The sequence below is a fragment of the Acinetobacter sp. AHP123 genome (assembly GCF_023757925.1).
Classification (GTDB): Bacteria; Pseudomonadota; Gammaproteobacteria; order Pseudomonadales; family Moraxellaceae; genus Acinetobacter; species Acinetobacter oleivorans.
Genome location: NZ_CP092454.1, coordinates 3,805,891 through 3,830,968, shown reverse-complemented (window position 1 = coordinate 3,830,968; position 25,078 = coordinate 3,805,891). Strand labels below are relative to the sequence as shown.

24 protein-coding genes and 1 tRNA gene are annotated in these 25,078 nt (G+C 39.2%); 17 read left to right on the top strand and 8 right to left on the bottom strand.

What is annotated here, in order from left to right:
* Positions 1-331: 331 nt before the first annotated feature.
* From MJX77_RS18175 to MJX77_RS18160, 4 genes are all read left to right on the top strand, one after another.
* On the top strand, positions 332-850 hold the full coding sequence (locus MJX77_RS18175; protein WP_252060060.1) for an antA/AntB antirepressor family protein: 519 nt from the start codon (positions 332-334) through the stop codon (positions 848-850).
* Positions 851-936: 86 nt separating this feature from the next.
* Positions 937-1,506, top strand: a complete 570-nt coding sequence (locus MJX77_RS18170; RefSeq protein WP_252060059.1) for a hypothetical protein — start codon at positions 937-939, stop codon at positions 1,504-1,506.
* A 76-nt stretch (positions 1,507-1,582) separates the two neighbouring features.
* Positions 1,583-1,918: a hypothetical protein gene (locus tag MJX77_RS18165; protein WP_163119961.1), complete on the top strand. Its 336-nt coding sequence runs from the start codon at positions 1,583-1,585 to the stop codon at positions 1,916-1,918.
* Between the two features lie 83 nt (positions 1,919-2,001).
* Complete coding sequence (locus tag MJX77_RS18160; RefSeq protein ID WP_174745241.1) at positions 2,002-2,754, top strand: hypothetical protein; 753 nt, start codon at positions 2,002-2,004, stop codon at positions 2,752-2,754.
* A gap of 90 nt (positions 2,755-2,844) precedes the next feature.
* Here MJX77_RS18160 and MJX77_RS18155 read toward each other — a convergent pair.
* Positions 2,845-2,920, bottom strand: a tRNA-Gly gene (locus tag MJX77_RS18155).
* 63 nt (positions 2,921-2,983) lie between these two features.
* Positions 2,984-4,405, bottom strand: coding sequence for a cysteine--tRNA ligase (gene cysS / locus MJX77_RS18150; protein WP_111854818.1), 1,422 nt, complete (start codon positions 4,403-4,405; stop codon positions 2,984-2,986).
* A 213-nt stretch (positions 4,406-4,618) separates the two neighbouring features.
* Here cysS and MJX77_RS18145 point away from each other — a divergent pair, with 213 nt between their 5' ends.
* The 11 genes from MJX77_RS18145 to MJX77_RS18095 all read left to right on the top strand — a co-directional run bounded on the left by MJX77_RS18145 (position 4,619) and on the right by MJX77_RS18095 (position 15,365).
* Complete coding sequence (locus MJX77_RS18145) at positions 4,619-5,596, top strand: KpsF/GutQ family sugar-phosphate isomerase (RefSeq protein ID WP_252060057.1); 978 nt, start codon at positions 4,619-4,621, stop codon at positions 5,594-5,596.
* A gap of 3 nt (positions 5,597-5,599) precedes the next feature.
* Positions 5,600-6,139 (top strand): KdsC family phosphatase, encoded by a 540-nt coding sequence (locus MJX77_RS18140; RefSeq protein WP_004793423.1) that lies wholly within the window; start codon positions 5,600-5,602, stop codon positions 6,137-6,139.
* Positions 6,140-6,176: 37 nt separating this feature from the next.
* Positions 6,177-6,725: an LPS export ABC transporter periplasmic protein LptC gene (gene lptC / locus MJX77_RS18135; RefSeq protein ID WP_252060055.1), complete on the top strand. Its 549-nt coding sequence runs from the start codon at positions 6,177-6,179 to the stop codon at positions 6,723-6,725.
* A complete protein-coding gene (gene lptA / locus MJX77_RS18130; protein ID WP_013198418.1) occupies positions 6,709-7,257 on the top strand; it encodes a lipopolysaccharide transport periplasmic protein LptA in 549 nt (182 codons plus the stop codon). The genes lptC and lptA overlap by 17 nt, the downstream gene beginning before the upstream one ends.
* Positions 7,257-8,003 carry an LPS export ABC transporter ATP-binding protein gene (lptB, locus tag MJX77_RS18125; protein ID WP_003650837.1) on the top strand — a complete coding sequence of 249 codons (747 nt, stop codon included), beginning with the start codon at positions 7,257-7,259 and terminating at the stop codon, positions 8,001-8,003. Before lptA ends, lptB begins: the two co-directional genes overlap by 1 nt.
* 273 nt (positions 8,004-8,276) lie before the next feature.
* Positions 8,277-9,743 (top strand): TolC family outer membrane protein, encoded by a 1,467-nt coding sequence (locus MJX77_RS18120; protein ID WP_013198417.1) that lies wholly within the window; start codon positions 8,277-8,279, stop codon positions 9,741-9,743.
* Positions 9,740-11,878, top strand: a complete 2,139-nt coding sequence (locus MJX77_RS18115; protein ID WP_013198416.1) for a type I secretion system permease/ATPase — start codon at positions 9,740-9,742, stop codon at positions 11,876-11,878. The genes MJX77_RS18120 and MJX77_RS18115 overlap by 4 nt, the downstream gene beginning before the upstream one ends.
* A complete protein-coding gene (locus tag MJX77_RS18110; RefSeq protein WP_005303758.1) occupies positions 11,875-13,071 on the top strand; it encodes a beta-barrel domain-containing protein in 1,197 nt (398 codons plus the stop codon). Before MJX77_RS18115 ends, MJX77_RS18110 begins: the two co-directional genes overlap by 4 nt.
* Positions 13,072-13,163: 92 nt before the next feature.
* A complete protein-coding gene (locus MJX77_RS18105) occupies positions 13,164-13,763 on the top strand; it encodes an IMPACT family protein (RefSeq protein ID WP_252060051.1) in 600 nt (199 codons plus the stop codon).
* The gene (locus tag MJX77_RS18100) at positions 13,756-14,367 is read left to right on the top strand and encodes an acyltransferase (RefSeq protein WP_005303760.1); all 612 of its coding nucleotides are present in this window, start codon (positions 13,756-13,758) and stop codon (positions 14,365-14,367) included. Before MJX77_RS18105 ends, MJX77_RS18100 begins: the two co-directional genes overlap by 8 nt.
* A gap of 155 nt (positions 14,368-14,522) precedes the next feature.
* On the top strand, positions 14,523-15,365 hold the full coding sequence (locus MJX77_RS18095; protein ID WP_252060047.1) for a universal stress protein: 843 nt from the start codon (positions 14,523-14,525) through the stop codon (positions 15,363-15,365).
* Positions 15,366-15,481: 116 nt separating this feature from the next.
* Here the strand turns inward: MJX77_RS18095 and MJX77_RS18090 are convergent, their stop codons facing one another.
* The 6 genes from MJX77_RS18090 to paaZ all read right to left on the bottom strand — a co-directional run bounded on the left by MJX77_RS18090 (position 15,482) and on the right by paaZ (position 23,540).
* Positions 15,482-16,150: an O-methyltransferase gene (locus MJX77_RS18090; RefSeq protein WP_252060045.1), complete on the bottom strand. Its 669-nt coding sequence runs from the start codon at positions 16,148-16,150 to the stop codon at positions 15,482-15,484.
* A gap of 138 nt (positions 16,151-16,288) precedes the next feature.
* The gene (locus MJX77_RS18085) at positions 16,289-17,011 is read right to left on the bottom strand and encodes a D-Ala-D-Ala carboxypeptidase family metallohydrolase (RefSeq protein ID WP_174746768.1); all 723 of its coding nucleotides are present in this window, start codon (positions 17,009-17,011) and stop codon (positions 16,289-16,291) included.
* A gap of 131 nt (positions 17,012-17,142) precedes the next feature.
* Entirely contained in the window at positions 17,143-17,466 is a 324-nt protein-coding gene (gene fdxA / locus MJX77_RS18080; RefSeq protein ID WP_003650851.1) for a ferredoxin FdxA, read from the bottom strand.
* Positions 17,467-17,810: 344 nt separating this feature from the next.
* Positions 17,811-18,341 (bottom strand): GNAT family N-acetyltransferase, encoded by a 531-nt coding sequence (locus tag MJX77_RS18075; RefSeq protein WP_252060042.1) that lies wholly within the window; start codon positions 18,339-18,341, stop codon positions 17,811-17,813.
* Positions 18,342-18,402: 61 nt separating this feature from the next.
* A complete protein-coding gene (gene mutS / locus MJX77_RS18070) occupies positions 18,403-21,042 on the bottom strand; it encodes a DNA mismatch repair protein MutS (protein ID WP_252060039.1) in 2,640 nt (879 codons plus the stop codon).
* 395 nt (positions 21,043-21,437) lie between these two features.
* The gene (gene paaZ / locus MJX77_RS18065) at positions 21,438-23,540 is read right to left on the bottom strand and encodes a phenylacetic acid degradation bifunctional protein PaaZ (protein WP_252060036.1); all 2,103 of its coding nucleotides are present in this window, start codon (positions 23,538-23,540) and stop codon (positions 21,438-21,440) included.
* Between the two features lie 265 nt (positions 23,541-23,805).
* Between paaZ and paaA the strand changes: the two genes are divergently transcribed.
* Entirely contained in the window at positions 23,806-24,744 is a 939-nt protein-coding gene (gene paaA / locus MJX77_RS18060) for a 1,2-phenylacetyl-CoA epoxidase subunit PaaA (protein ID WP_004793398.1), read from the top strand.
* Positions 24,745-24,776: 32 nt separating this feature from the next.
* Positions 24,777-25,067 carry a 1,2-phenylacetyl-CoA epoxidase subunit PaaB gene (gene paaB / locus MJX77_RS18055; protein WP_000389648.1) on the top strand — a complete coding sequence of 97 codons (291 nt, stop codon included), beginning with the start codon at positions 24,777-24,779 and terminating at the stop codon, positions 25,065-25,067.
* Positions 25,068-25,078 lie beyond the last annotated feature (11 nt).

Genomic DNA, 25,078 nt, shown 5'->3' with positions numbered 1-25,078 from the left:
TACGGCAATACTTGATCTTTTTCGTGGTTCAGGTGGTATCTCGTAACGGCAATTACGAGAAACCTTAATTTTTAATCGCCGTCCGAGGGCACAAACTAAGAGAACTTAGATGTAAAGATTAAAAACTAACTTAACTTAGTAAATATTAGACCACTGGTTTAAACAAGTAAACATTTTGTTTACTTTGGGAAACCTCCAGTTTATTTCACTAAACATAATGTCTTGGTGAGGTAGATTGTTGCGGATTAATATTTGGTAGTATGAAAATTTATCTTTATTTCTATTTCTCTTTATTTGTAGCTTGGCTGAACTCTTTTTAGAGGTCTTGCATATGCACAAACCCCAAACATTACACAATTCTTTAATTCCAGTTGTGGACGCCAAAATTGGTGGAGAGATTCAACCTTGTGTTGATGCCCGCACTTTACATCAATGGCTGAAAAGTGAAGATCATTTTGCTGACTGGATAAAAAGGCGAATCAAAACTTATCGATTTGTTGAAAATGAAGACTATATTGTTTTTTCGGTAAAAGGCGAAAGACCCTATAGTAGAAAGGCTTATCAGGAGTATTTATTAACACTGGACGTTGCCAAAGAGCTATCAATGGTAGAAAACAATGAGCAGGGGCGAATTGCACGCCGTTACTTTATTAACTGTGAGAAAGTATTAAGGCAATCAGCTTTCCATTTAATAGATCAATTTAATCGAGCTACATTGGATCTTGAGACTTTAACAGACATTGCTTCTAAAGCTGGAAGGACTTTATGTTTGGTTGGTAAGCAACTTAAACCGAAAGCAAAATATAAAGTTGAAGAGTTAAAACAAAAAATGCAGCCACTTTTAATCTAAGTGATTAAAGAAGAAACCACCTTTCGAGGTGGTTTTTTAATATCTTAAATGTTAGATTTTGACCATTAGTAATAAAGGGTAATTTCATGAAAAAAATAATTTTATTAGGTGGTATATTAGTCTTATCACCTTTCATTAATGCTTCAACTGAAATCGAAGATAAACAAAATGCTTTTAATATGGTAAAGCAATATTCTGGGCTAGTTTCTTGTATGAGTTCTTTTGAGAAAAATCCAGAAAATGGACGACCAACCACTATTAAAGATGTAACTACCGTTAATTACGATAAAAATAATAATGAATATGTGTTTTTTGTTTTATGGGTAGGAGATATGGGGTGTTTAGGTGGGTCAGGAACAATCTCTAGCTTCGTTACAGAAGTTGCCAGACATGGAGGGGACTGGAAGCCTTATACTATTCAAACTGATTTTGCTTTTGGTCAGAATGTTGATATCAATTATGGATACATTGAATCAATCAAAAAAATTAATGCTAATAAATTTGAAGTTATAAGTTGGGACCATGCAGATAGTAAGTACGGTGGAGTAGATGGAGGTAGTAATTTTCCTGCTAATAAATTTAAGTATACGGTAGAGCGAGAAGGATATTCGGGATGGAGAGTTACTCATCAAACATTACTTGAACAAAGAAAGTAAAATGGGAAATCGTCTATTGATATTTTTTTATTATCTGAACTATTAAATTCTACTCATTATTAAAGGGATAATTATTATGAATAAAATTATTTTATTGGGTTTAGTAATTTTAAATACGTCATCTGTATATGCTTTAGCACCTAAAAATGGTGAACAACCTACCTATTGCGAGCAGATAGTTGCTGTTCATGGATTGCTTACGAGAGCACAAGTTGAATGTGGATATAGCAAGTATAATAAAGAAATGATTTCAGAGACTAAAAAATGTTTTAAGCATGAGCTTGGAGAGGAATATGGAATGGAAGTACTTAAATTCGGTTTGATGGAATATGATCGCCATGTTAGAGAAGAAGGAAAAGAACTTACCTGTAAATCTATTCTAAAAGAATTTCCAGAATATGTTCAAAAGTAAAAAATAAAAACTACCCTTGGGTAGTTTTTATTGTGCCTTTATTAACCACTTATTAAATATTATTAAGAAATATAGGTAATTTCATGAAAAGAATAAATTTAATATTTGGTCTATTATGCATTTTTTATTTTTCAAACTCTTATGCTGAGGATTGGGATAGGCTGAGTAATTTAAGTAAAACACTTTCGGAAGGTTCATATACTCATCCAGCCAATTCAGAGTCGACAACTTTAAGAGAGAAGCTAGAAGATAAGCAGAGAAAAACTGAATTTGAAGATGTGTCAAGAAGTGAACTGAAAAAACTGGGGATGTTGCCAGCATATGGGGATTCAATTATTAAGAAAGATACTGAGAAAAATGAGTATTTTGAGATAAAAGAATTTCCTGATGGAAATTACATGTATAGAACTTTAAGTCAGAAAGAAATAGTGGCTGTATTTCCAGTTGCTGGTGAAGATGATCCTTTTGGCGACGGCTGGAAAGTTGTTTGCTATATAGATCAAATAACAGCTATCAGAAATTGTTCGATAACAAAATATGCAATTATGATCTTAAAATCTGCCAAACATGGCTTAGTTTTTTCAGTAAGTAATGAGCCAGATAAGCTTAATCCTTTAATCGATCACTATGTAAGAGTTGATAAAAATACTCCTTTAAAAACTACATCTATTTTTATCGGTTCACAAGCTGCCAATATCATAGAACAGATGAAGAGAGGAGAAATAATGAGGACTAGATTCCATGAATTTGGTGATACATATGAGGAGACTATTTATCTTGATGGTTTTACAAATGCTTATAATTTTATGAATTTGATGTATCCACAAGTTAAGTGAAATGTCGCACATATTTTTTAATTAATCAAAGCTAATTAATAGCCAATAAAAAACCACCTAACTCTTTCGAATTAAGTGGTTTTTAAATTTTGGAGCGGGAAACGAGACTCGAACTCGCGACCCCAACCTTGGCAAGGTTATGCTCTACCAACTGAGCTATTCCCGCAATGTGAGCACATTATAGAGTGTTTCACTAAAGTGTCAACACTCTTGTGATTTAATTGAACATTTAATCAGCACGACGCCAAACTGTACCTTGACGCGTATCTTCTAATACAACACCTTGGTCGAGCAAAGACTGACGAATACCATCTGCTTTAGCAAAGTCTTTTGCTTTTTTCGCATCTACACGTTGTTGAATAAAATCTTCAATTTCAGCATCAGACAAAGTAAGCGCTTCTTGTCCAATATCTGATTTTAAGAAATCATCTACATTGTGTTGTACCAAACCTAAAATGTTGGTGAGGTGACGTAATGTCGAATAAAGCACAGTTGCTTGGTCAGCTTGCTCTTCTTTTACAGCACGGTTCAATTCTTTGTTCAGTTCAAACAATACCGCCATTGCTTCGGCAGTATTGAAGTCATCACACATTGCATTGTTAAAGCGTTCAATAAAGCTTTGATCAAGCGTTTCAGTTGTCGTTTGACCATATACTTGTTGGTAAGCTTTAAATGAGTGATAGAAACGAGTTAAAGAAGTTTTTGCTTCTTTAAGTGCCACATCAGAGAAGTTCACAGGACTACGATAGTGTGAAGACACAATAAAGTAGCGAATCACTTCAGGGTGGAACTTCTCCATCACGTCACGAATAGTAAAGAAGTTGCCTAAAGACTTAGACATCTTTTCACCATCAACGTTAATGAATCCAACATGCATCCAGTAGTTTACATATTGTTCGCCAGTTGAAGCTTCACTTTGCGCAATTTCATTTTCATGGTGTGGGAACATTAAATCTGAACCACCACCATGAATGTCAAAGTGATTGCCTAGGCAGCAAGTCGACATTGCAGAACATTCAATGTGCCAACCCGGACGGCCATTGCCCCAAGGTGACGCCCAAGATGGTTCATTTTCTTTAGCATGTTTCCAAAGTACAAAGTCAAACGGATGTTTCTTTTCAACTTCTACGTCAACACGCTCACTCGCACCAGCTTGCATGTCATCAAGCTTACGGCCAGAGAGGCGACCATATTTTTCAAATTTGGTAACTTCAAAATAAACATCGCCATTTGCAGCAGGGTAAGCAGAACCTTTATTGACCAGATTGCCAATCATATTTTGCATCTGATCAATATATTCAGTCGCTTTAGGTGCTTCATCAGGTGCAGCACAGCCTAAGTTAGCTGCATCTTCGTTCATTGCATCAATGAAACGAGTAGTAAGCTGCTGAATGGTTTCACCATTTTCATTCGCGCGTTTAATGATTTTGTCGTCAATGTCGGTAATGTTGCGAATATAGCGAACATTCCAGCCTTGGCTACGCAAGAAACGAATAATGTAGTCAAATGCAACCATAACTCGAGCATGCCCGATATGACAGTAATCGTAAACGGTCATACCGCAGACGTACATATCGATGTGACCTTCTTTGCGAGGTACAAATTCAACTTTTTTTCGTTGCTCAGAGTTATATAAAACAAACGGTTGCATAAGGGTTTTCAAACACTCAACAAAAACAGTGTTACATCATAACTGATGCATCATTTTTCACAAAGGTTTATGCAAGAATTTTATAAGCTTGTGAAATCTTATACATTTAAAAACGTGTAGATGATTGAGTTATGTTAGAATGCCCCCAAATCTTTTGATTAAAATCACCGATCTTCATAAGAGATCAGATCAATTATTTTGAGTCAAACTCGTATGCCCAATCCTACAGATTTTCAAAGCAGCGCATTAGCAACCTTGCGTATTGAGCAGCAAGCCCTAGACGTGTTAGCAACACAAATTAATGACAGTTTTAATCAGGCTTGTGAAATATTGTTACAGTGTAAAGGCCGTGTTGTGATTACTGGCATGGGTAAGTCAGGGCATATTGGCCGTAAAATGGCTGCGACTTTTGCTTCAACTGGTACACCATCTTTCTTTATGCATCCGGGCGAAGCTGGGCATGGCGATTTGGGGATGCTGGTTCGTGGTGACGTTTTAATTGCGATTTCCAATTCTGGAAAAAGTGATGAAATCATGATGTTGATGCCGCTCATCAAACATCTTGGTGTACCTCTTATTACCATTAGCCGTACTGATAAAGGGCCAATGCCTCAAAATGCCGACATCGCTTTAACTTTAGGCGAGTCTGATGAAGCGTGCCCACTAGGTTTAGCTCCGACATCGAGCACGACCGCAACTTTAGTATTGGGTGATGCGCTGGCGGTTGCTTTACTTGAAGCGCGTGGTTTTACTGCAGATGATTTTGCTCGCTCGCATCCTGCTGGAGCATTGGGTAAGCGTTTACTTTTACATGTAAAACACCTGATGCATACAGGCGATGAATTGCCAAAAGTTTCACCAAATACGCCAATGAATCAAGTGCTTTACGAAATTTCTAATAAGCGTTTAGGCTTGACCACGATTGTAGATGAACAGGAACATTTACTTGGTATTTTCACCGATGGTGACTTGCGTCGTTTAATTGATAAACAGCAAGGTTTCGATGTGAATTTACCTGTTTCTGAAGTAATGACAAAAAAACCGTCAACTATTTCTCAAGAAGCACGTGCGGTAGAAGCTCTACAACAGCTTAACCTGAAAAAAATCAGTCAATTTGTTGTGGTTGATGACCAAAATAAAGTGATTGGTGTAATTAGTATGCATGACCTTATTCAGGCAGGGGTAAATTAATCAATGGCATCTTATGCATTGTTAGAACAAGCACGTCACTTACAGGCATTGGTTCTGGATGTCGATGGTATTTTGAGTGATGGCTTTGTAACTTTAACCAATAGTGGCGATGAGATTAAATCATTCGATATTCGTGATGGTTTAGGCATGAAACTTGTGCAGCAAGCAGGCATGAAAGTCATCATTATTACAGGCCGAAAAAGTAATATTGTTGAAAAGCGTATGTCTGATTTAGGCGTAGATCTCGTTTTTCAAGGTCGTGAAGACAAAGGTTCTGCGTTACGTGAAGCTTGTGCACAGTTTAATATTTTGCCTTCCGATTGCTTGTATATGGGCGATGACTGGCCTGATTTATCTGCTTTTGCAATCGCAGGAATGAGCGTTACCGTGCCAAATGGTCATGAAGAAGTGCGTCGCCGTGCGCATTTGGTTACCCAGTCGATGGGCGGACGTGGTGCTGTACGTGAAGTCTGTGATATGTTGCTGATCGCAAAAGGCATTTACCAAGAACTTCTTGAAAAATATCTTGCAGTACCGCATTAATAATAAGATTACTTAAAAAGGTAGGCTATTCCTGCTCATGGATACCAGAGTTTTATCTATTGTTGCTGTAGTTATTGCTGCTATAAGTGGTGGTTATTACTACTATAGTGGCAAAGCAAAAAAACTAGACATTGGTTCTGCGAAGAATATGACATATTCGGCGCAGGGCGTCCATTTGACTCAAACTGATGATCAAGGCAATTTGTATATTCGTGCTGAAGTTCGTCAGCTTGAACAGGATATGCAACAAAAAACATCAAAGTTGGATCAACTTAATGCCTCTATGTATAAAGATGGCAAGGTTGATGCGACGTTCTTTGCGAAACAGGCAAATGGCTATGATGATAATCGTAAAGTTATATTATCGGGTAATGTGGTCGCAACTAAACTTGCTCCACAAGGGAAAATTGAATTCAAAACCGATGAGTTAACTGGTTATCCAAAAACCAGAGAGATTGAAACGGATCATCAAGTGATTGTACAGTCTCCACAAGCCGACTTTGTTAGCAAAGGATTAAAAGCCAATTTGAACAACGGTCAGTACGAATTTTTTAATATTCGAGGAAAGTATGCACCAAAGTCTTAATTTAAAACGTTCTTCAGCTTTCCTAAAACAAGCTGCGGTTATTACATTCGTTGCTTTATCATCAGCTTCGACTTTTGCGTTGCCGTCTGACCGTAATCAACAAATTTCACTCGTGGCAGACCGTGCAACTTATAACGAAAAAACTGGTTTAACGACTTACACAGGTAACGTCGTGATTGAGCAAGGTACGATGAAGCTTCAAGCCGATTCGATTGTTGCTACGCTAAACTCTAAGCGTGAAATCCAAACCATTACTGCTAAAGGTCGACCATCTAAGTTTCAGCAACAAATAAGTGCTGATAAGGGCGTGGCACGCGGTGAAGGACAGACCATTGTTTATAATGCAGATACGGGCATTATTACATTGAATGGTGGTGCATATTTATATCAAGATGGTTCTAGTATTCGTGGTAACTCATTGAAATATAGTATGAACAAAGGTGATGTTGAAGCTCAAGGTTCATCATCAAATCGTGTGCAGATTATTATTCCACCATCAAGTTCAAAAAGCTTTCCAGGAGCGCGTGACTAATGCAACAAGCTCTTCAACAACCCCAAACTTTGTGTATTAAGCACTTAGGAAAAAACTATAGTAAGCGTTGGGTCGTCAAAGACGTATCTTTTAGTATGCAAAGTGGACAGATTGTTGGTTTGCTTGGCCCTAACGGTGCAGGAAAAACAACAAGCTTCTATATGGTTGTAGGGCTAGTGCGTATGGACAAAGGTGAAATTCACCTTGATGATCTTGATATGTCTGACTTGGCAATGCATGAACGGGCACGTAAGGGCATTGGATATCTTCCGCAAGAGGCTTCTATTTTTAGAAAGCTGACTATTGCTGAAAATATTATGTCCATTTTAGAAACACGTAAGGACTTAAATAAGCAACAACGCCAGCAACGTCTTACTGAATTATTAAATGACTTTAAAATTAGTCATATTAAAGATTCATTAGGAATGAGCGTGTCTGGTGGTGAACGCCGCCGTGCTGAAATTGCACGTGCATTGGCTGCTGATCCTAAATTTATGTTGCTTGATGAACCATTTGCCGGCGTTGACCCAATCTCGGTTGGAGATATTAAAGATATTATCCAGACTTTGAAGGATCGTGGTATCGGTGTACTCATTACTGACCATAACGTACGTGAAACTTTAGCAATTTGTGAACGTGCATATATTGTGAGTGAAGGGGCTGTAATTGCAGAAGGTACACCACAAGAAATTCTGGATAACGAGCAAGTCCGTAAAGTCTACTTAGGTGACGATTTTACAGTTTAAATAACAAAGTTAATCTATTTGTCTAAAAAGAGGTCAATGCCTCTTTTTAGTTTTTTTATATTTAGTTTTTAAAAACAATGATTTAACTTATTCATTTAATAGAACTATAATGTGTGAATTATTCCTGCAATTATGCTTCTTTATGCAAAAAAATATGTAGAATGTAAAAGCTTTTAAACGATAACAAACAAGATCAACAAGACAAGCATGATTGGATATAACCAGAGAAGAGTAACAAGGACATGTAAAAAGCCGGCTTTCCTGAAAGGGTTGATGCTTTTAACTTCATTGCATGTACCTGTGGTGATATATGCTGCTAAACCAAGTGAGCAATATCACACCTTAAAAGACAACTTATCACAACTTTTTGCCCCAAAAAGTAGTGATGAATTTAAAGTTGCCAAGATGCAAGAGCTGAGTAATTTTAAGTTAGATCGTTCTAGAGTTCAGGAGTTTCCGACTGTTCAACTCAATGATCGATCGGCTGGATCTTATTCAAGTTTGCCATCAAGCAAAATGACGTTGCAGGAAGCGGTGAAAATCGCGATCCAGCGTAACCCTGATATTTCTCAAGCCATTTCTACTTTAGCTGGCCAAAATGCTGGTATTGATTATGCCAAGGCTGGTTATTATCCACAGCTTTCAGGTGGTATCACTACAGGTGACTTGACTAGTGGTGAGCGTGGTAGGCAGTTATTGACCTTAAATGCGACTCAAATGCTCTATGATTTTGGTAAAGTTAAATCAGGTGTAGATGTTGAGCAAGCCAAGGTTCAAGTCGAGCAGGCCAATGTTCTGGTCAGCATTGATGATATTGCACTTGATGTTGCACAGTCGATCATCAATATTCAGCGCTATCTTCAATTAAATAAAATTGCCGAGCAGCAAATTGCGGGTATTCAGCGAATTCAGGAAATCGCTAATTTACGTGCAAATGCGGGTATTAGTAGTCAGGCTGACCCGATTCAAGCTCAGTCTTATTTGCAAGCTGCCCAGTCTGGTTTAATTGCACAGCAATCTTTATTGCGTCAGTACCAACAACATTTAAGAACATTACTGGGTGCAGATGTCTCGCGCACGGGTTGGATTATTTCAGATGATTTGGTGAAACAATCTGATTTATATGGCGAACCTGAGTTTAATACCATCCCAAAAATGATTGCGGCTCAAGCCAGTGTTGAAGTTGCCAAGGCACAAAAGGAACAGACGCGTTTAACACGTTACCCAACCTTGTCGGTTAAAGGTTCCTTGAGTCAGGCCATTAATGGCAGAAACCCAAACAATGATAAAGATGACGGTCTATATAGTTCAGTCATGCTTGAAGCAAGCAGTCAGTTTTATCAAGGTGGGGCAGTTTCTTCTCAGGTAAAAATGGCAAGTTATGCTGAAGAAGCAGCAAAGTCTAAAGTCAATTCAGTTTATCTGGACGTTCTGGACCAAATTAGAACAAGCCGTGAACAAATTGAAAATAAACAACGTCAAATGTTGGTTTTAGCAAATCGCCAAGCCACTACAGTTCGTACACGGGAACTTTACCAAGAGCAGTACAAGCTTGGTACTCGTTCATTGGTTGACTTACTGAATGCAGAACAGGCCATTCATAGTGCTAACTCAGAACTCGAGACGGCACGTTACGATATCTATAACAGTATTGTTCAGTACATTTCGGCAACAGGACGTTCCCGCCAAGCTTATGACTTAAATAATATTTCAATTCAGGGGTTCGAAGTACAACCATGATGACAAAAATAAACTACCAGCCCTGGTTACAGGCGGTCTTAACGATTGCTAAACATTACCGAATTGAGCCTTCAGAAGAAAGAATCCGTTTACAACTTGATTGGAACCAGAATCAAAACCTTGATGATGTTTTGCAGCTCATTACACGTCAGGTTGGACTAAATTTACGTAAAGTACCTTTTTCTTTAGAGGTACTGAATCCGTGGCGCCTGCCTGTTATGGTCGAGTTTAACGACGGACAGGTTGGTGTTGTTGATAAAGCTGATACTCAAGGAAATGTCAGTATTCAGTTGAGTGGAGATCACGGCCTTTCTCAAAATTTAAGCTTGGACGTCTTAAAAACGACAATTAAAAATGTCTATATTCTGCGTCCTGAAACTTCTATTCCTGATGCGCGTATTGACGAATATATCAAACCGTATGAAGCAAGCTGGTTCTGGTCAATTGTACTCAGAGACTGGAAGCGCTACGTTGATATTATGTTTGCCTCACTGATTGCCAATATTTTGGCACTGGCAACCATTATTTTCTCAATGCAAGTCTATGACCGTGTTGTTCCTTCACAGTCTATTCCAACTTTATGGGTGCTGGCAGGCGGTGTACTCATTGCAGCGCTCTTCGAATTTACCTTACGTATATCACGGGTATATTTATCCGATATTATTGGTAAGCGTGCGGACTTACGGGTGTCTGACCGTGTATTTGGTCATGCCCTAAGAATCAAAAATAAAGACCGTTCAAAGTCTACAGGTAGTTTTATTTCCCAGATTCGTGAACTCGAAGGTGTGCGTGAGCTGGTGACTTCTACCACCATTAGTGCAATTGCAGATTTCCCGTTCTTTTTCTTGTTCCTCACGATCTTTGCGATTATTGGCGGGAAATTGTTTTGGGTGATGTTGCTGGTTGTACCGCTTATGCTTTTGCCGGGGATTCTGGCACAGAAGAAGCTAGCGCAACTCGCACAAGAGGGTATGAGAGAATCTTCAATTCGTAACGCCATTCTTGTTGAAGCGGTGCAAGGTATTGAAGATATCAAGCTATTGCGTGCTGAATCGCGTTTCCAAAACCAGTGGAACCACATGAATGAAGTTTCAGCCGACATTGGTATGAGACAACGTAAAATCGTTGGCACCTTAATGGCATGGACTCAAATGCTTCAAGGTCTGACCTATGCGATTGTGGTTTTGGTGGGATGTTTTGCGGTAATGGATGGTGAAATGACTACAGGTGCGTTAGTGGCCTGTTCAATTTTATCTTCACGTATGTTAGGTCCGATTGCACAAATTACAGGTGTTCTAGGACGTTTACAGCAAGCGAAAGTTGCAAAACAAAGTTTAGATGAGCTTATGCAACGTCCGATTGATCAGGCTGACCGTTCACATCTGGTACATAAAGCTGCTTTAAATGGCGATTACGAACTAAAAAATGCTTTGTTCCAATATGGAGAAGAAGACCCAAGACCAAGTTTGGCAATCCGTCATTTAAAAATTCGTGCTGGCGAAAAAATTGCAATTCTGGGGCGTAATGGTGCGGGTAAATCGACACTCCTTCAGCTTCTATCTGGCATGCAAGTCCCAACTCAAGGTTCTGTGCATTTAGATGGTTTGGATCTGTCTTTAATTGACCCATCCGATGTACGTCGTGATATGGGGTTACTCAACCAGAATGCGTATCTTTTCTACGGTACGATTCGTGAGAACCTTACTTTAGGTGCTCCGCTTGCAACCGATGAAGAAATTCTTCGGGCTTTAGTGGTGACAGGTGCATTACCTTTTGTTCAAGAGAAAAAAGAAGGACTAGATCACCTGATTTTAGAGGGTGGCGTTGGTTTCTCGGGTGGTCAGAAACAAGCGTTGTTATTGGCTCGTCTATTGATTCGTCAACCAAACATTTTATTGTTAGACGAACCAACAGCAGCCATTGATGATGTGGCAGAGAAACAACTGATTGATCATTTAAAAGGTTGGCTGGCGCATCGGACCTTGGTCGTTGCGACTCACCGCCGAGCTGTTTTAGAACTGGTGGACCGTATTATTGTCGTGAACGATGGCAAAATCGTGATGGATGGTCCAAGAGATCAGGTCCTTAATCAATCAACAGCCCAACAAAAACAAGTGCAAGGGGGTAATTCATGAGCGAACCACAACAAGAACAACAACTAACCCGTTCAATGAATGTCTCTTACAGTGAGCCACCTTTACCACGTGCCAGTTTAGTGATTTGGATCGTGGGTATTGGCTTGGTTATTTTCTTTATCTGGGCATGGGTATTTAAACTTGAAGAAGTTTCTACCGGTACGGGTAAAGTGATTCCATCATCTAAAGAACAGGTCATTCAGTCTTTAGAGGGCGGTATTTTAACTAAGCTCAATGTACAAGAAGGCGACATTGTTCAAAAAGGCGAAATTCTTGCGCAATTAGATCCAACCCGTTTTGCATCTAATGTGGGTGAATCAAGATCTTTACTCATTTCAGCTCAGGCGACAGCAGCGCGTTTGCGTGCGGAAGTAAACGGTACGCCATTGGTTTTTCCTGAAATTGTGATGAAAGAACCAAAACTTGTACAAGAAGAAACAGCGCTATATCGTTCACGTCGTGCTGATCTTGAGCAAACACTTTCAGGTTTAAAACAGGCTTTGCAACTGGTGCAACAAGAGCTGGCAATGACAGAACCATTAGTTGCTAAAGGTGCGGCAAGTGAAGTTGAAGTTTTACGTTTACGTCGTGAAGCAAACGACCTTAGAAACAAAATGAACGATGCGCAGAACCAGTATTATGTTAAGGCTCGTGAAGAGTTATCGAAAGCAAATACGGATAGTGAAACGCAACAACAAATCGTGTTGGGTCGTAGTGACAGTTTAGATCGTGCAGTGTTTAAAGCACCGGTACGTGGTGTTGTAAAAGAAATTGCAGTCACAACCCATGGTGGTGTTATTCCACAAAACGGTAAATTGATGACGATTGTACCGATTGATGAGCAGCTGCTGATTGAAGCGCGTATTTTGCCGCGTGACATTGCGTTTATTCGTCCGGGACAAGAAGCACTGGTTAAGATTACTGCCTATGACTACTCAATTTATGGTGGTTTAAAAGGTAAGGTTACGGTTATTTCACCAGATACAATTCGTGATGAAGTAAAACAAGACCAATTCTATTATCGTGTTTATATCCGAACTGATTCCGACAAACTTTATAATAAAGAAGGTAAAGCATTCGGAATTACACCGGGTATGGTGGCAACAGTAGATATTCGTACGGGTGAAAAAACAGTACTGGATTACTTACTTAAACCATTTAATAAAGCAAAAGAAGCGTTACGAGAAAGATAATCAAAAAAGCCCCGAGATTCGGGGCTTTTTTATGGGTTTGATTCTATTAAATTCACGTTATAATTTGATTTTTATTATGCTTTATTTAATTTATGGCTTTTACGATTGCATCACAGATTACATTTGAAGAAGAAATTAAAAAAAGCAGATTTCAGGCTATCGCTGCGCCAGTAGAAAATGAACAGCAAGTTAAAGAATTTTTAGAACTCAATAAAGACATCTCTACAACTCACCAATGTTGGGCATGGAAAATTGGCCATAATGTACGCTTTAATGATGACGGCGAACCGTCAGGAACAGCAGGCCGTCCAATCTTAGCAACCGTTGAAGGGAATGACCTGACGAATATTATTGTGATGGTTAACCGCTGGTATGGGGGAATAAAACTTGGAACAGGCGGCCTTGTTAGAGCATATGGGGGCTGTGCTGGACAATGTTTGCTTTTGGCTGAGCGTATTGAACTCATTGCAAAGAAAACGATTTACTTTTCTTGTCACTTTAATGAGTGGGCGATATTTCAATATGAGCTTACTCAACAACAAATTGAATATCAGGAAACCTACACTGCAACGGGTGTAGATATCGAAGCAAGGCTACAAATACATCAAATTGAACCGCTTGCCTTGAAACTCCGAGACGTAACGCGTGGTCGTGAAGAGTTAAAAATTGAAGAGGAATTAACAGATGACTGATTCCTTGTTGAAATATCGTGAGCAACACAAGCACCGCTTAAACTATATGCCATGGTTATATTGGACTTTAAAACCCAAACATCGTGCTTGGGCCGAAGAATGGCAAAAAGAATATCAAGCTTATTTGATGGATATGGAAACTGTTGAGATTGGTGAAAACTGTTTTATTTCACCGTTAGCTCATATTTTTGCTGAGCCGGGACGCAAAATTATTATTGGTGATAATTGCTTTATTGCAGCAGATTGTAGTCTGCATGGACCACTTGAAATTGGTAATGAGGTCGCGATAAATCATCATTGTATTTTAGATGGTGGACGAGCCGGCATAAAATTGCATGACCAAGTTCGTATTGCAGCATATTGTCATTTATATGCATTTGATCATGGGATGCAGTTAGACCGTCCACTTTACCAACAGCCTGTCACTTCTAAAGGAATTGAAGTTGAGCAGGACGTTTGGTTGGGTGCGCATGTGGGTATTAAAGATGGTATCAAAATAGGAAAACATGCCGTAGTCGGGATGAATAGTATGGTGACCAAAGATGTTGAGCCTTACCATATTGTTGGTGGAAATCCCGCAAAATTTATTCGTTTAAGAGAATAATGCAGTCTTAAGAATGTAATAAAATGTTTGACCTTTAAACAAAAAAGTTGATTTTTATACATAAACCTTAACATACCAATTTTTATCTATGTTAAGTTAAAGATAAGTTTTAAGAATAATCTCCAAGGCAATAGACCTGAAGAAGAGAGGCTAACATGAACCGTGTTATTGCGTGTATTGACTCATCACCGTGTATTAATGCTATTGCCGATGCAGCAGCATGGGTTGCTAAAGCAACCGGACGGGAACTTGTATTATTACAAATTCTAGATTATTACCCAGCCAGTTATCATCTTGGTGAAATTAGTGGGGTAATTGGCTTTGAAAGCAATGCAATGCTGCTAAAAGAGTTAGCTGAGCTGGAACAAAAACAAAGTGAACTCGCTTTAGACTATAGCAATAATTTACTCCGTCACATTTCTGATCTTATTCAAGAAAAACATGGAATTACGAGTTCAAAAATTCAAGAAAAAGGCGATTTTTTAGAGCAAAGTTTTAATCTTTTGCATGAAAATGACATCGTCATTTTAGGTCGAGTTGGGGAGCGGGCTGCCGAGAAACAGAAACCAATCGGTAGTAATGTTGAAAACTTTATCCGTGGTGCTAACTGTACAGTTTTGACTATTGGTGAAAACTTTAAAGTGCCAACCCGTTTTATCTTTGCCTATGAATATTCACCAACTTGTCAAAAAATGATGCGCCGTATTGCCCAAAGTGATTTATTGCGAACACTGCAATGTCATTTGGTATATGTAGGTGACCATCCTGAAATATTGAATGAGCCAGAGCATTACCTGAAAGAAGCAGGCTTAGATGTAGTGACCGTTTACCGATATGGTGATGTTGCACAAAATATTTTAGAGTACCAACAAGAACACGGTATTCAAATTATTGTGCTAGGGGCATTTAGTCATAGCAAGATTCATCAATTCTTCTTAGGAAGTATTGCGACAACCATATTCAGAAACGCGACTGTACCGTTACTTGTGGCTAAATGATGAGATTTCCATATAGTTATCCGCAAATCTTGTGGATAACTATATGGAAAAGCAACAGTAATAAAAGTAATTTGTTGATTATAAATAATAAAATAAAAAAGATGATTTTTTAACCATTATTTCACAATTGCAATTGCGAAGCCATCATGGCCCTTTGAACCGACTGTTTGTAAGGCTGTACAAGACAATATTTGTGGATGATTTTCGAGAGCTTTAAACATTTCACGGATGCCTTCGATACTCGGTTTTTTATTGTCTGGATTTAAAATATCACCTGCGCGAATTACATTATCCAGCACAATAATCGTACCTGATCTAGAGAATTTTAGGCTCAATTCTAAATATTCAGGATAACCCTGTTTATCTGCATCAATGAAAATGAAATCAAAAGGCTCGATAGATTGAGGATCAATTGCAGACAGAATATCAGCGGCGCGGCCAGCTTTAAGATCGACTTTTACCGGAAGGTTAGCATGGTCAATATTTTTTTGAGCCATTTCTGCATGAGTAGCACGGCCTTCAATTGTGAGTAAATAGCCATCTTCAGGCAAAGCTCGGCCCAACCAGATGGTACTGTATGCAGCAAAGGTACCAATTTCTAAGACTCGTTTGCATTTATTCATTTGAATAAGCATCTGCAAGAACATTCCTTGGTTAGGCGCCACGGCAAGATGATTTGAAAAGCCGTGTTCATCGGTATTCTTTAATGCATATTCGAGTCGCGGGTCTTCAGGAATTAAATGTGAATCGATATATTCGTCAATGTCTGTCCACATCTGCTGCATAATCAAATTTACCTATATATTGATCGGGCTATTTTAAACGTTTATGCCTAGAGTGCAAAAATCTTCGTTTCAAGAAATTTTGGTTGATTGAGAAATGAACAATAAAAAACTCCTTTCAGTTGAAAGGAGTTTTTTGAATTAGAAATTACACATCGAACTGTTTCGGGTGAGGTCTGGTCCCCAAGTACGATAGCCTTGAGTATCAATATGAATTTGCCCAGAGCTGTATAAGCCAATACCCATATTTAAGCTTTGGCCATGCTGAGCCCAGAACTGACAAAGTTTAAATTTGGTATTTTCGATAAAAGCATAATCTTGAGCTTGCGGGAACTCAGGGCCAATACGGAAATCGATTGCCGAGTTAAATAAATGTTTAGATGAGCTTGCGCCACCAGCACATTCATTTAAAGGTAAGTCACGGTAAACCGAGGTTACTTCAAAGTCGGTTAGAACTTTTGCTGCAACTAAATATTTAAATACGCGTAGGGTTGATAAAGAATTGCCCCAAAGTTCGCGATTAGGTACGGCATATTCTGAGCGTCCACATTTTTGCCAATCACGTGCTGAGCGTAATAACTCAAAACTTGGCACAATGCCTGCGACGTTGTTTCGGGTTAAGAAATTTTCGTATTCACGAACACGTTGGTAATTTTCACCAGAACTTAACCAGCCTCGATAAGACGCAGGCTCAACTTTAGGGGGGATCGGGCGCTCGATAATAACGCGCTCTTGTGGAATAAAGATTCGTTTACCACTTGGAGAGGTTTTGCCTGTTGTTGTGTGTTGGGGAGAGCTGACACAACCTACCATAACCGCTGGGATTATGCATAAGGGCACCAGACTCTGCAAAAACTTCCGCATAAGAAAAATTAAGCACTTATAAATATTGCGGCTATTTTAATGCAAAACAGTGCACAAATTACGAGGAATTTGCAATGAAATGTTTGAATAGGGTATAAAAAAGATCAGCGGTTGCTGATCTTTTTTTGAAATTACTTTTCAAGATATTGTAATTTATCAGGTTTGCCGTTCCATTCTTCACGGTCAGCTGGTTGATCACCAATTTGCGTAATGTTAGGCCATTTTTGAGAAAGATCAGCATTTAATTCAATAAACACTTCCTGACCTTCTGGTAACTCATCTTCAGAGAAAATTGCATTTGCCGGGCACTCTGGTTCACATAATGCACAGTCAATACATTCATCCGGATTAATCACTAGGAAATTCGGACCTTCGTAGAAACAGTCAACAGGACAAACTTCTACGCAATCTTGGTATTTACATTTAATACAATTTTCAGTGACAACAAAGGTCATGGCGACAGCTACCTAAAAAATATGGTTTCATTTCGAATAGCTTATTTTAGGCAAAAAAGGGGTAAACAAACAATTGCTTTTATTGATATTCTTTATTCATGCATATGAAGATAAGTTAATACGTTGATAATCAAACAAATCTTTCAGTCTTATGAACTGCTTGTCTATAAAATTAAAATAATAATATATTTTATAAAACAATAACTTAAAAATTATTTTATTTAATTATTTAGATGTCATTTAAGTCAAGGCATCTATTTTAATAAATACCTTAACTTTTCATTTTTTCTTTTACAAATTTTGATTTTCAGCTTTTTGGGGCTGAAAATCTTTAATATTTAGAGCTAAACGTTACACACTAAATGAATATCTTCAGGTTCGAGTTGCCAAAGTTCTTGATCTGGAGCACTTAGAGGTTCTGCACCATGCTTCATATAGAAGTCTACAGTGCGCCGACTTGGGGTTGCTGAAATATACAGTTGCTTTGCACCGAGTTGCTTGGCGGATGCTTTTGCGGCTTGCATAAGCTTAGTGCCAATGCCTTGACCTTGTTTGTCTGCATCGACATAGAAATAGTGGAATAATTTCGCTTGCGGGTAGTCCGTTATAAGTTGATTTGAGACCACGCTCACACCAACCAGTTTTTTAGAAGCATCAAATGCGCCGATAAATATTGAACCTTGCTCAAAGAGTTGTTTCAGTTTTGGTGGGTCATTTTCTAGATGATATGAGTCCCAATGTTGTACATCAAAAAAACAATCAACTAAGTCTAGATGCTGCTGTTTTTGTATGTAGTTTTGAGTAATTAATTCACGGCGGCTAATTTGCTGCCAAATAAGATCGATTTCTGAACTTTGCAAAGATCTTAAGATCATATAAATATTATTCTCCGAGATGAATAAGCAGACCTAAGCCTGCTTATTCAGACGTGATTTATTAAGATTTGAGTGCAGCTTTCAGCTCATAGAGTTGTTCAAGCGCCTGACGAGGCGATAAGTTATCGACTTCAATTTGCTTAAGTAAATCTAGAGCAGGGGATGAAACTTCTATTTCGACAACTTTTTCTATGATTTGTGAACCAGAGTTCGCATCTGGTGGAGCAAACAAATCATTTTGAAAACTAGTTTGTAGATGTTGCTGCTGCTGTTTTTCCAAAATGCGTAAACGCTTCTGTGCTTCTTTAATGACATTGGCAGGAATGCCCGCTAATTTTGCGACTTGTAAACCATGGCTTTGACTTGCAGGGCCTTGCTGAACCTTATGCAATAAAATCAGGTTGCCGTTAAGCTCTTGCGCCGTCACATGATAGTTATCAATTCCTGCTTCACTACCAAGTTCAGTTAACTCAAAATAATGAGTGGCAAATAAACATAAACATTTTACGCGCTTTGTTAAATCAACCACGCAAGCCCATGCTAAAGATAAACCGTCATAAGTACTGGTTCCGCGGCCAACTTCATCCATTAAAACCAGCGATTGATTGGTGGCATGGTGCAGAATTTGCGAAGTTTCTGTCATTTCAACCATAAAGGTAGATTTGCCTGTAGATAAATCATCGGCTGAACCAATACGAGTGAAAATTCGGTCAATTGGACCAAGCTTGGCTGCTTTAGCTGGAACATAGCTACCGCAATAAGCAAGTAAACTAATTAATGCTGTTTGACGCATGAAGGTTGATTTACCGCCCATGTTTGGACCGGTAATAATTGCCATACGGTGCTGAGCATCAAGGAAAGTATCATTTGGTGTAAATGGTGCTTTATTTAATGCTTCAACCACAGGGTGACGACCCGCCTGAATTTTAATGCCCGTTTCTGGGGTAAATTCAGGACGTGCCCAATTGTTTAGACGTGCTTGATGCGCAAAGTTTGCCACCACATCAATTTGAGCAATTGCTGAACTCATCATTTGTAGGTGAGCAATATTTTCACGAAGATTTTCAAGCAAAGCTTCGAATAATGCTTTCTCACGTGCTAATGCGCGCGATTCGCTCGACAGAACTTTATCTTCGAAACTTTTTAGCTCTGGCGTAATGTAGCGCTCAGCATTTTTTAAAGTCTGGCGACGAATATAGTCAGCAGGGGCTTGTTCTGCTTGAGCACGAGTCAATTCGATGTAGTAACCGCTTACACGGTTATAGCCGATTTTAAGGGTGTTAATACCTGTGCGCTCGCGTTCTTTGATTTCTAAATCAATGAGGAACTGACCTGCATGATCGCGAATTTGGCGTAATTCATCAAGGTCGGCATCATATCCTTCTGCAATTACATTGCCATCACGAAGTAATACAGGAGGGTTTTCAACAATAGCTGCCATCAAATGCTGATGAAGCGCTTTAAAATCTCCAAGTTCTTGATCAAGCTGAACTAATAACTTAGATTTTTTCGCTTGAATGACTGGAGTTAACGCCGTTCTTAAAGCTGGAATTTGTGCACATGCATGACGAAGTTGCACCAAATCACGTGGTCGTGCACTGCCTAGTGCAACACGGCTAAGCACACGTTCAATATCACCAATTTCTTTAAGCACTAAACGAACAGGGCTTTCGTGATAGCCTTGAATGAGTTGCTCAATCGCATCTAAACGAGCATCGAGTAAGGCAGTATCACGAACAGGTTGCATGAGTGTTCGGCTTAATAAACGCCCCCCCATTGCAGTTTGGCAGTCATTTACCAGTTGGAATAATGAGGTGCCATGTTCAAATAGTGGCTCGATAATTTCTAGATTACGGCGCGTGATTGGGTCAAGCGCAATAAAGTCTGTACTTTGCTCAAGCTGAATTGAACGGATATGTGGTAATGCAGTTTTTTGTGTTTCTTTTGCATAGTGAATGAGTGCAGCGGCAGCAGCTTTAGCTAAAGGCAGTGGGTCTAAACCAAAACCTGAAAGTGTTGATACCGTAAACTGGTCACATAAAGTTTTTTGTGCGTTATTTAGATTGAAGTCTACATTTGGACGTTTGGTAACAGGGCATTCTAAGTGTTTTTTAATTTGCTCGATAATATTTGTGTCGACCAAGTCTTCATCAATCAAGATTTCACTTGGCATTAAACGCGCAAGTTCAATAGGCAATTGTTCTGGCTTGTAATCTTGTTGTTGAACTTTAAAAATGCCTGCACTTAAGTCGAGTAACGCGAAACCAATCTGGTTTTGATGAATGCATAATGAAACGAGATTAGAAGACTGATAACTGCTGAGTAATGCATCATCAGTTAAAGTACCAGGTGTAAGAATACGAACAACTTTACGATCAACCGGGCCCTTACCTGTCACTTCTCCCACTTGCTCGCAAATGGCTACAGTTCGCCCAGCTTTGACAAGACGTGCAAGATAACCTTCTGCCGAATGATAGGGAACGCCTGCCATTGGAATCGGGTTGCCGTTTGCTTTACCACGATGGGTTAAGGTAATACCTAAAAGTTTAGCTGCTAAATGGGCATCTTCAAAGAATAGTTCATAAAAGTCGCCCATACGATAAAACAGCAACGCATGTTGATAGTCTTTTTTAACCTTGAGATATTGCTGCATCATTGGAGTGTGAGAGGAGAGATCGGCCATGATTTCAGCGCTATTCATGCGTAATAAACCCTTAAAAAATCAATAATATTTTACGTTTGGTCATCTAGCCAATTCTAACAACTTCTGTATGAATTGGACTTAATCAAAGAAAAAAGTATACCTTTTAGTGTACCTTTTTTATGTCAAAATTGAGTCAACAGTGTGTGAGAGCTTAACTTAATTTCTCAAGCTTGCCATCTTAACAAATTGCGACTGATTGGCAAAAAGGATTCCTGTATTTCCTCATAGGACAGTTTTTAATAGTACAAATTTTGAAATTTTTTAGTATAAAAAGGAACAACAGCAGCGCTAGGCATATTTATTTTTTGATTATTATTTCTTGTAGTTTAAGTTCAACGCCTAGTAAGATAAAAAACTGATGGATATTAGCTATCCATCAGTTTGAGTTCTATTTATAAATCACGAGCAACTAAAGTTAAAATGTCATAAGTTGCGACAAGTTCACCGCGTTGGTTTTTGACTTTAATATCCCATACAACAACGCCATGCGCAGGCTGAGATGGGTCTTTTTGTGGCTTAGGTGTTTTTTGCTTACAGGTCAATTCAACCTGAATCGAATCACCAATTTTAACTGGTTCAACAAAGCGTAAGTTGTCCATACCGTAGTTGGCAATAACCGGACCTTGTGTTGCATCTACAAATAGACCAGCTGCGGCAGACACAATGAAATAGCCGTGTGCAACGCGCTCACCAAAGAAAGATTCGGCAGCTGCAATTTTGTCGGTATGTGCATAGAAATAGTCACCGCTTAAACCAGCAAAGTTAACAATATCTGCTTCGCTTACTGTGCGACGCGCCGTTAATAAACGTTCACCAATCACTAACTCATCAAAAGACTTTTTAAATGGATGTACTCGGTCTTCATTAACTTTTGAGCCAGCAGTCCATGAGTGGGTAATTTGCGTCAGGCTATTTGGAGAACCTTGAATTGCAGTGCGCTGCATATAATGTTTAACAGCGCGAATACCACCTAACTCTTCACCGCCACCTGCACGACCAGGACCGCCATGTACTAAATGCGGAAGTGGAGAACCATGTCCTGTACTTTCTTTTGCGGACTCTGCATCGAGTACATGCACACGGCCATGCCAAGGTGCAATTTTTTGAATAATTTGTTCAATATTCTCATCGTTATTTTTAACGACTGAAGCCACTAAGCTACCTTCACCACGTGAAACAAGATCAGCTAGTTCTTCAATGTTGCTATATGGCATGAGTGTACATACCGGACCGAAAGCTTCTGTGGTATGAACATGTGTCGCTTGTAAAGGTTGTTCGCACAGCAATAAAGTTGGAGCGAAAAAAGCACCTTTTTCAGGATGATCTGCATTAAATGTAAAACTATCATTGCCACCAAAAACAATTTTTGCGTCTTTGCTGAGTTCGGCAACTTTTTCTGCAACGTCATGTTTTTGTTTAAGGCTCGCCAAAGCACCCATGGTGGTTTCTTCTTTTTGCGGGTCACCCACTACAACTTTAGCAAGTTTGGCAGTTAGTTTCTCTTGTACCGTAGCTAACAAATTTTCAGGAACAAATGCACGACGAATGGCCGTACATTTTTGGCCTGCTTTGGTGGTCATTTCACGGAAGACTTCACGCACAAATAAATCGACAGTTTCTTCATTTGCCTCAGGGCTTAAAATTGCACTGTTTACCGAGTCGGCTTCCATGCTAAATGGAATTGAATATTTATTAAGGTGAGGATGGTTACGCAGTTTTTGACCTGTATAAGCAGAACCTGTAAAGGTAACGCAGTCTTGTGGACCTAAATGCTCTAACAGGTCATACGTCTGACCGCAAATAAGTTGCAGCGAACCTTTTGGTAATACGTGTGCTTCTTCAATCGCTTTTACAACCGCTTGAGTTAATTGAGAGCCATCGGTTGCTGGCTTAACAATACATGGCACACCCGCAAGTAGCGTCGGTGCAATTTTTTCAAGCATTCCCCAAATTGGGAAGTTAAAAGCGTTAATGTGAACGGCAACACCCGCTTTAGGGCTTAAAATGTGTTTAGCGCCGAAAGTGCCATTTTTAGAGAGTTGAATCCAGCTATCTTCAGTAATAATTTTTTCATCATTAAGTTCACGACGAACCAGACTCGAATAAGCGAATAAGGTCTGAATACCGCCTTCAATATCAATCCATGCATCTTTACGAGTTGCACCTGTTGCATAAGCAAGTTTGTAGAACTCTTCTTTACGCTCAAGTAAATGTTGGGCAATTTGTTTTAACGCATTAGCACGTTGGTGAAACGTCCAGTTAGCCAGTTCTGAACCATTTTGTTTGGCATATTGAACAACACGTTTCATATCAATGCCATGACTACTTACGGTATAAATCGCTTCACCTGTAATAGCATGATAAACAGGGCGCAGTTCTTCACTGGTCGAATGCCATGTTCCATAGACAGAAGAAGCAAGATGAGGCAGTTGATGCTCAGACTGCTGAAAATCTGTGTCAGTTGAGGTTCCTTCTAGGTGTGCTTGTTCAAGCATGACCAAACTCCTTTTTTATGTGATACATCAATTATAAAAATTGCAAAAATATGATTCATAATTTCAGATTAATTTGTCTAAAAGTCAACTTTATTTTGATTTGTAAAAGTAAAAAGGTTTTTTGCAATTAGTTTAAATTTAATAATTTCAATAATTTGTTGTGTTTTACTGTTGGTAATTTAATTTGATACTAAAAAAGTGGTTGACTTTGTTTTTGGTGTATCGAAAAATAGATTTAAGGGTGATGCCTACAGGGAATGAAAGAATGGAAAACAATTACCAGAAATTTGAACAAAATATTGCCAATGAAATTACGATCGAGGCTAAGGATCAAATGCCCGATGCCTACCGCAAAACATTGATTCGTCAAATTGGGCAACATGGCCATTCTGAAATTGTAGGTATGTTGCCTGAAGGGAACTGGATTACTCGTGCGCCAACTTTAAAACGTAAAGCGGTTTTGCTCGCGAAAGTGCAAGATGAAGCGGGTCATGGTTTGTATTTGTACAGTGCAGCAGAAACTTTAGGCGCTGACCGTGATGACATGATGGAAAAATTAATTGATGGGAAAATGAAATACTCATCAATTTTTAACTATCCAACTTTGACTTGGGCAGATGTTGCTGCAATTGGATGGCTTGTCGATGGGGCAGCCATTGTGAACCAAGTTGCGCTTTGCCGTACGTCTTACGGGCCATATGCACGTGCAATGGTACGTATTTGTAAAGAAGAAAGTTTCCACCAACGCCAAGGTTTTGAAGCCATGATGGCTTTAGCAGGCGGTACACCAGAACAAAAACAGATGGCACAAGATGCGGTAAATCGCTATTGGTGGCCAGCACTCATGATGTTTGGTCCAAGTGATGAGCATTCTCCAAACAGCGCGCAAAGCATGGCATGGAAAATCAAACGTTTTAGTAACGATGAATTACGTCAAAAGTTTGTTGATAACACTGTGCCGCAAATTTTACAGCTAGGTTTGGAAGTTCCAGACCCAGATTTAAAACTGAATGAAGAAACAGGCCACTACGAATTTGGCGAGATCGACTGGCACGAATTTAATGAAGTGATTGCCGGACGTGGACCATGTAATCACGAGCGTATCGAAGCACGCCGTAAGGCATGGGAAAACGGCAAATGGGTTCGTGATGCAGCAGTGGTCTATGCGAAAAAACAGCAGCTTGAAGCAAATAAAGTGGCTTAACAAGATTTATGGAAAAATTTGAGGAAATCAAAATGGAAGATAAAAACAACTGGTCGCTCTACGAAGTATTTGTACGTAGTAAACAAGGTTTAAGTCACCGTCACGTAGGCAGCTTAAGAGCACCTGATGATGAGATTGCACTGCAACATGCTCGTGATGTTTACACGCGTCGTAATGAAGGAATTAGCATTTGGGTGGTTCGTTCTGAACTGATTAAGTCATCACAGCCAGATGAAAAAGCAGAATTTTTCGATCCTTCTCTAGACAAGGTTTATCGTCATCCGACTTTTTACCATATCCCAGATGGCATTGAGCACATGTAAGGGAGATGACA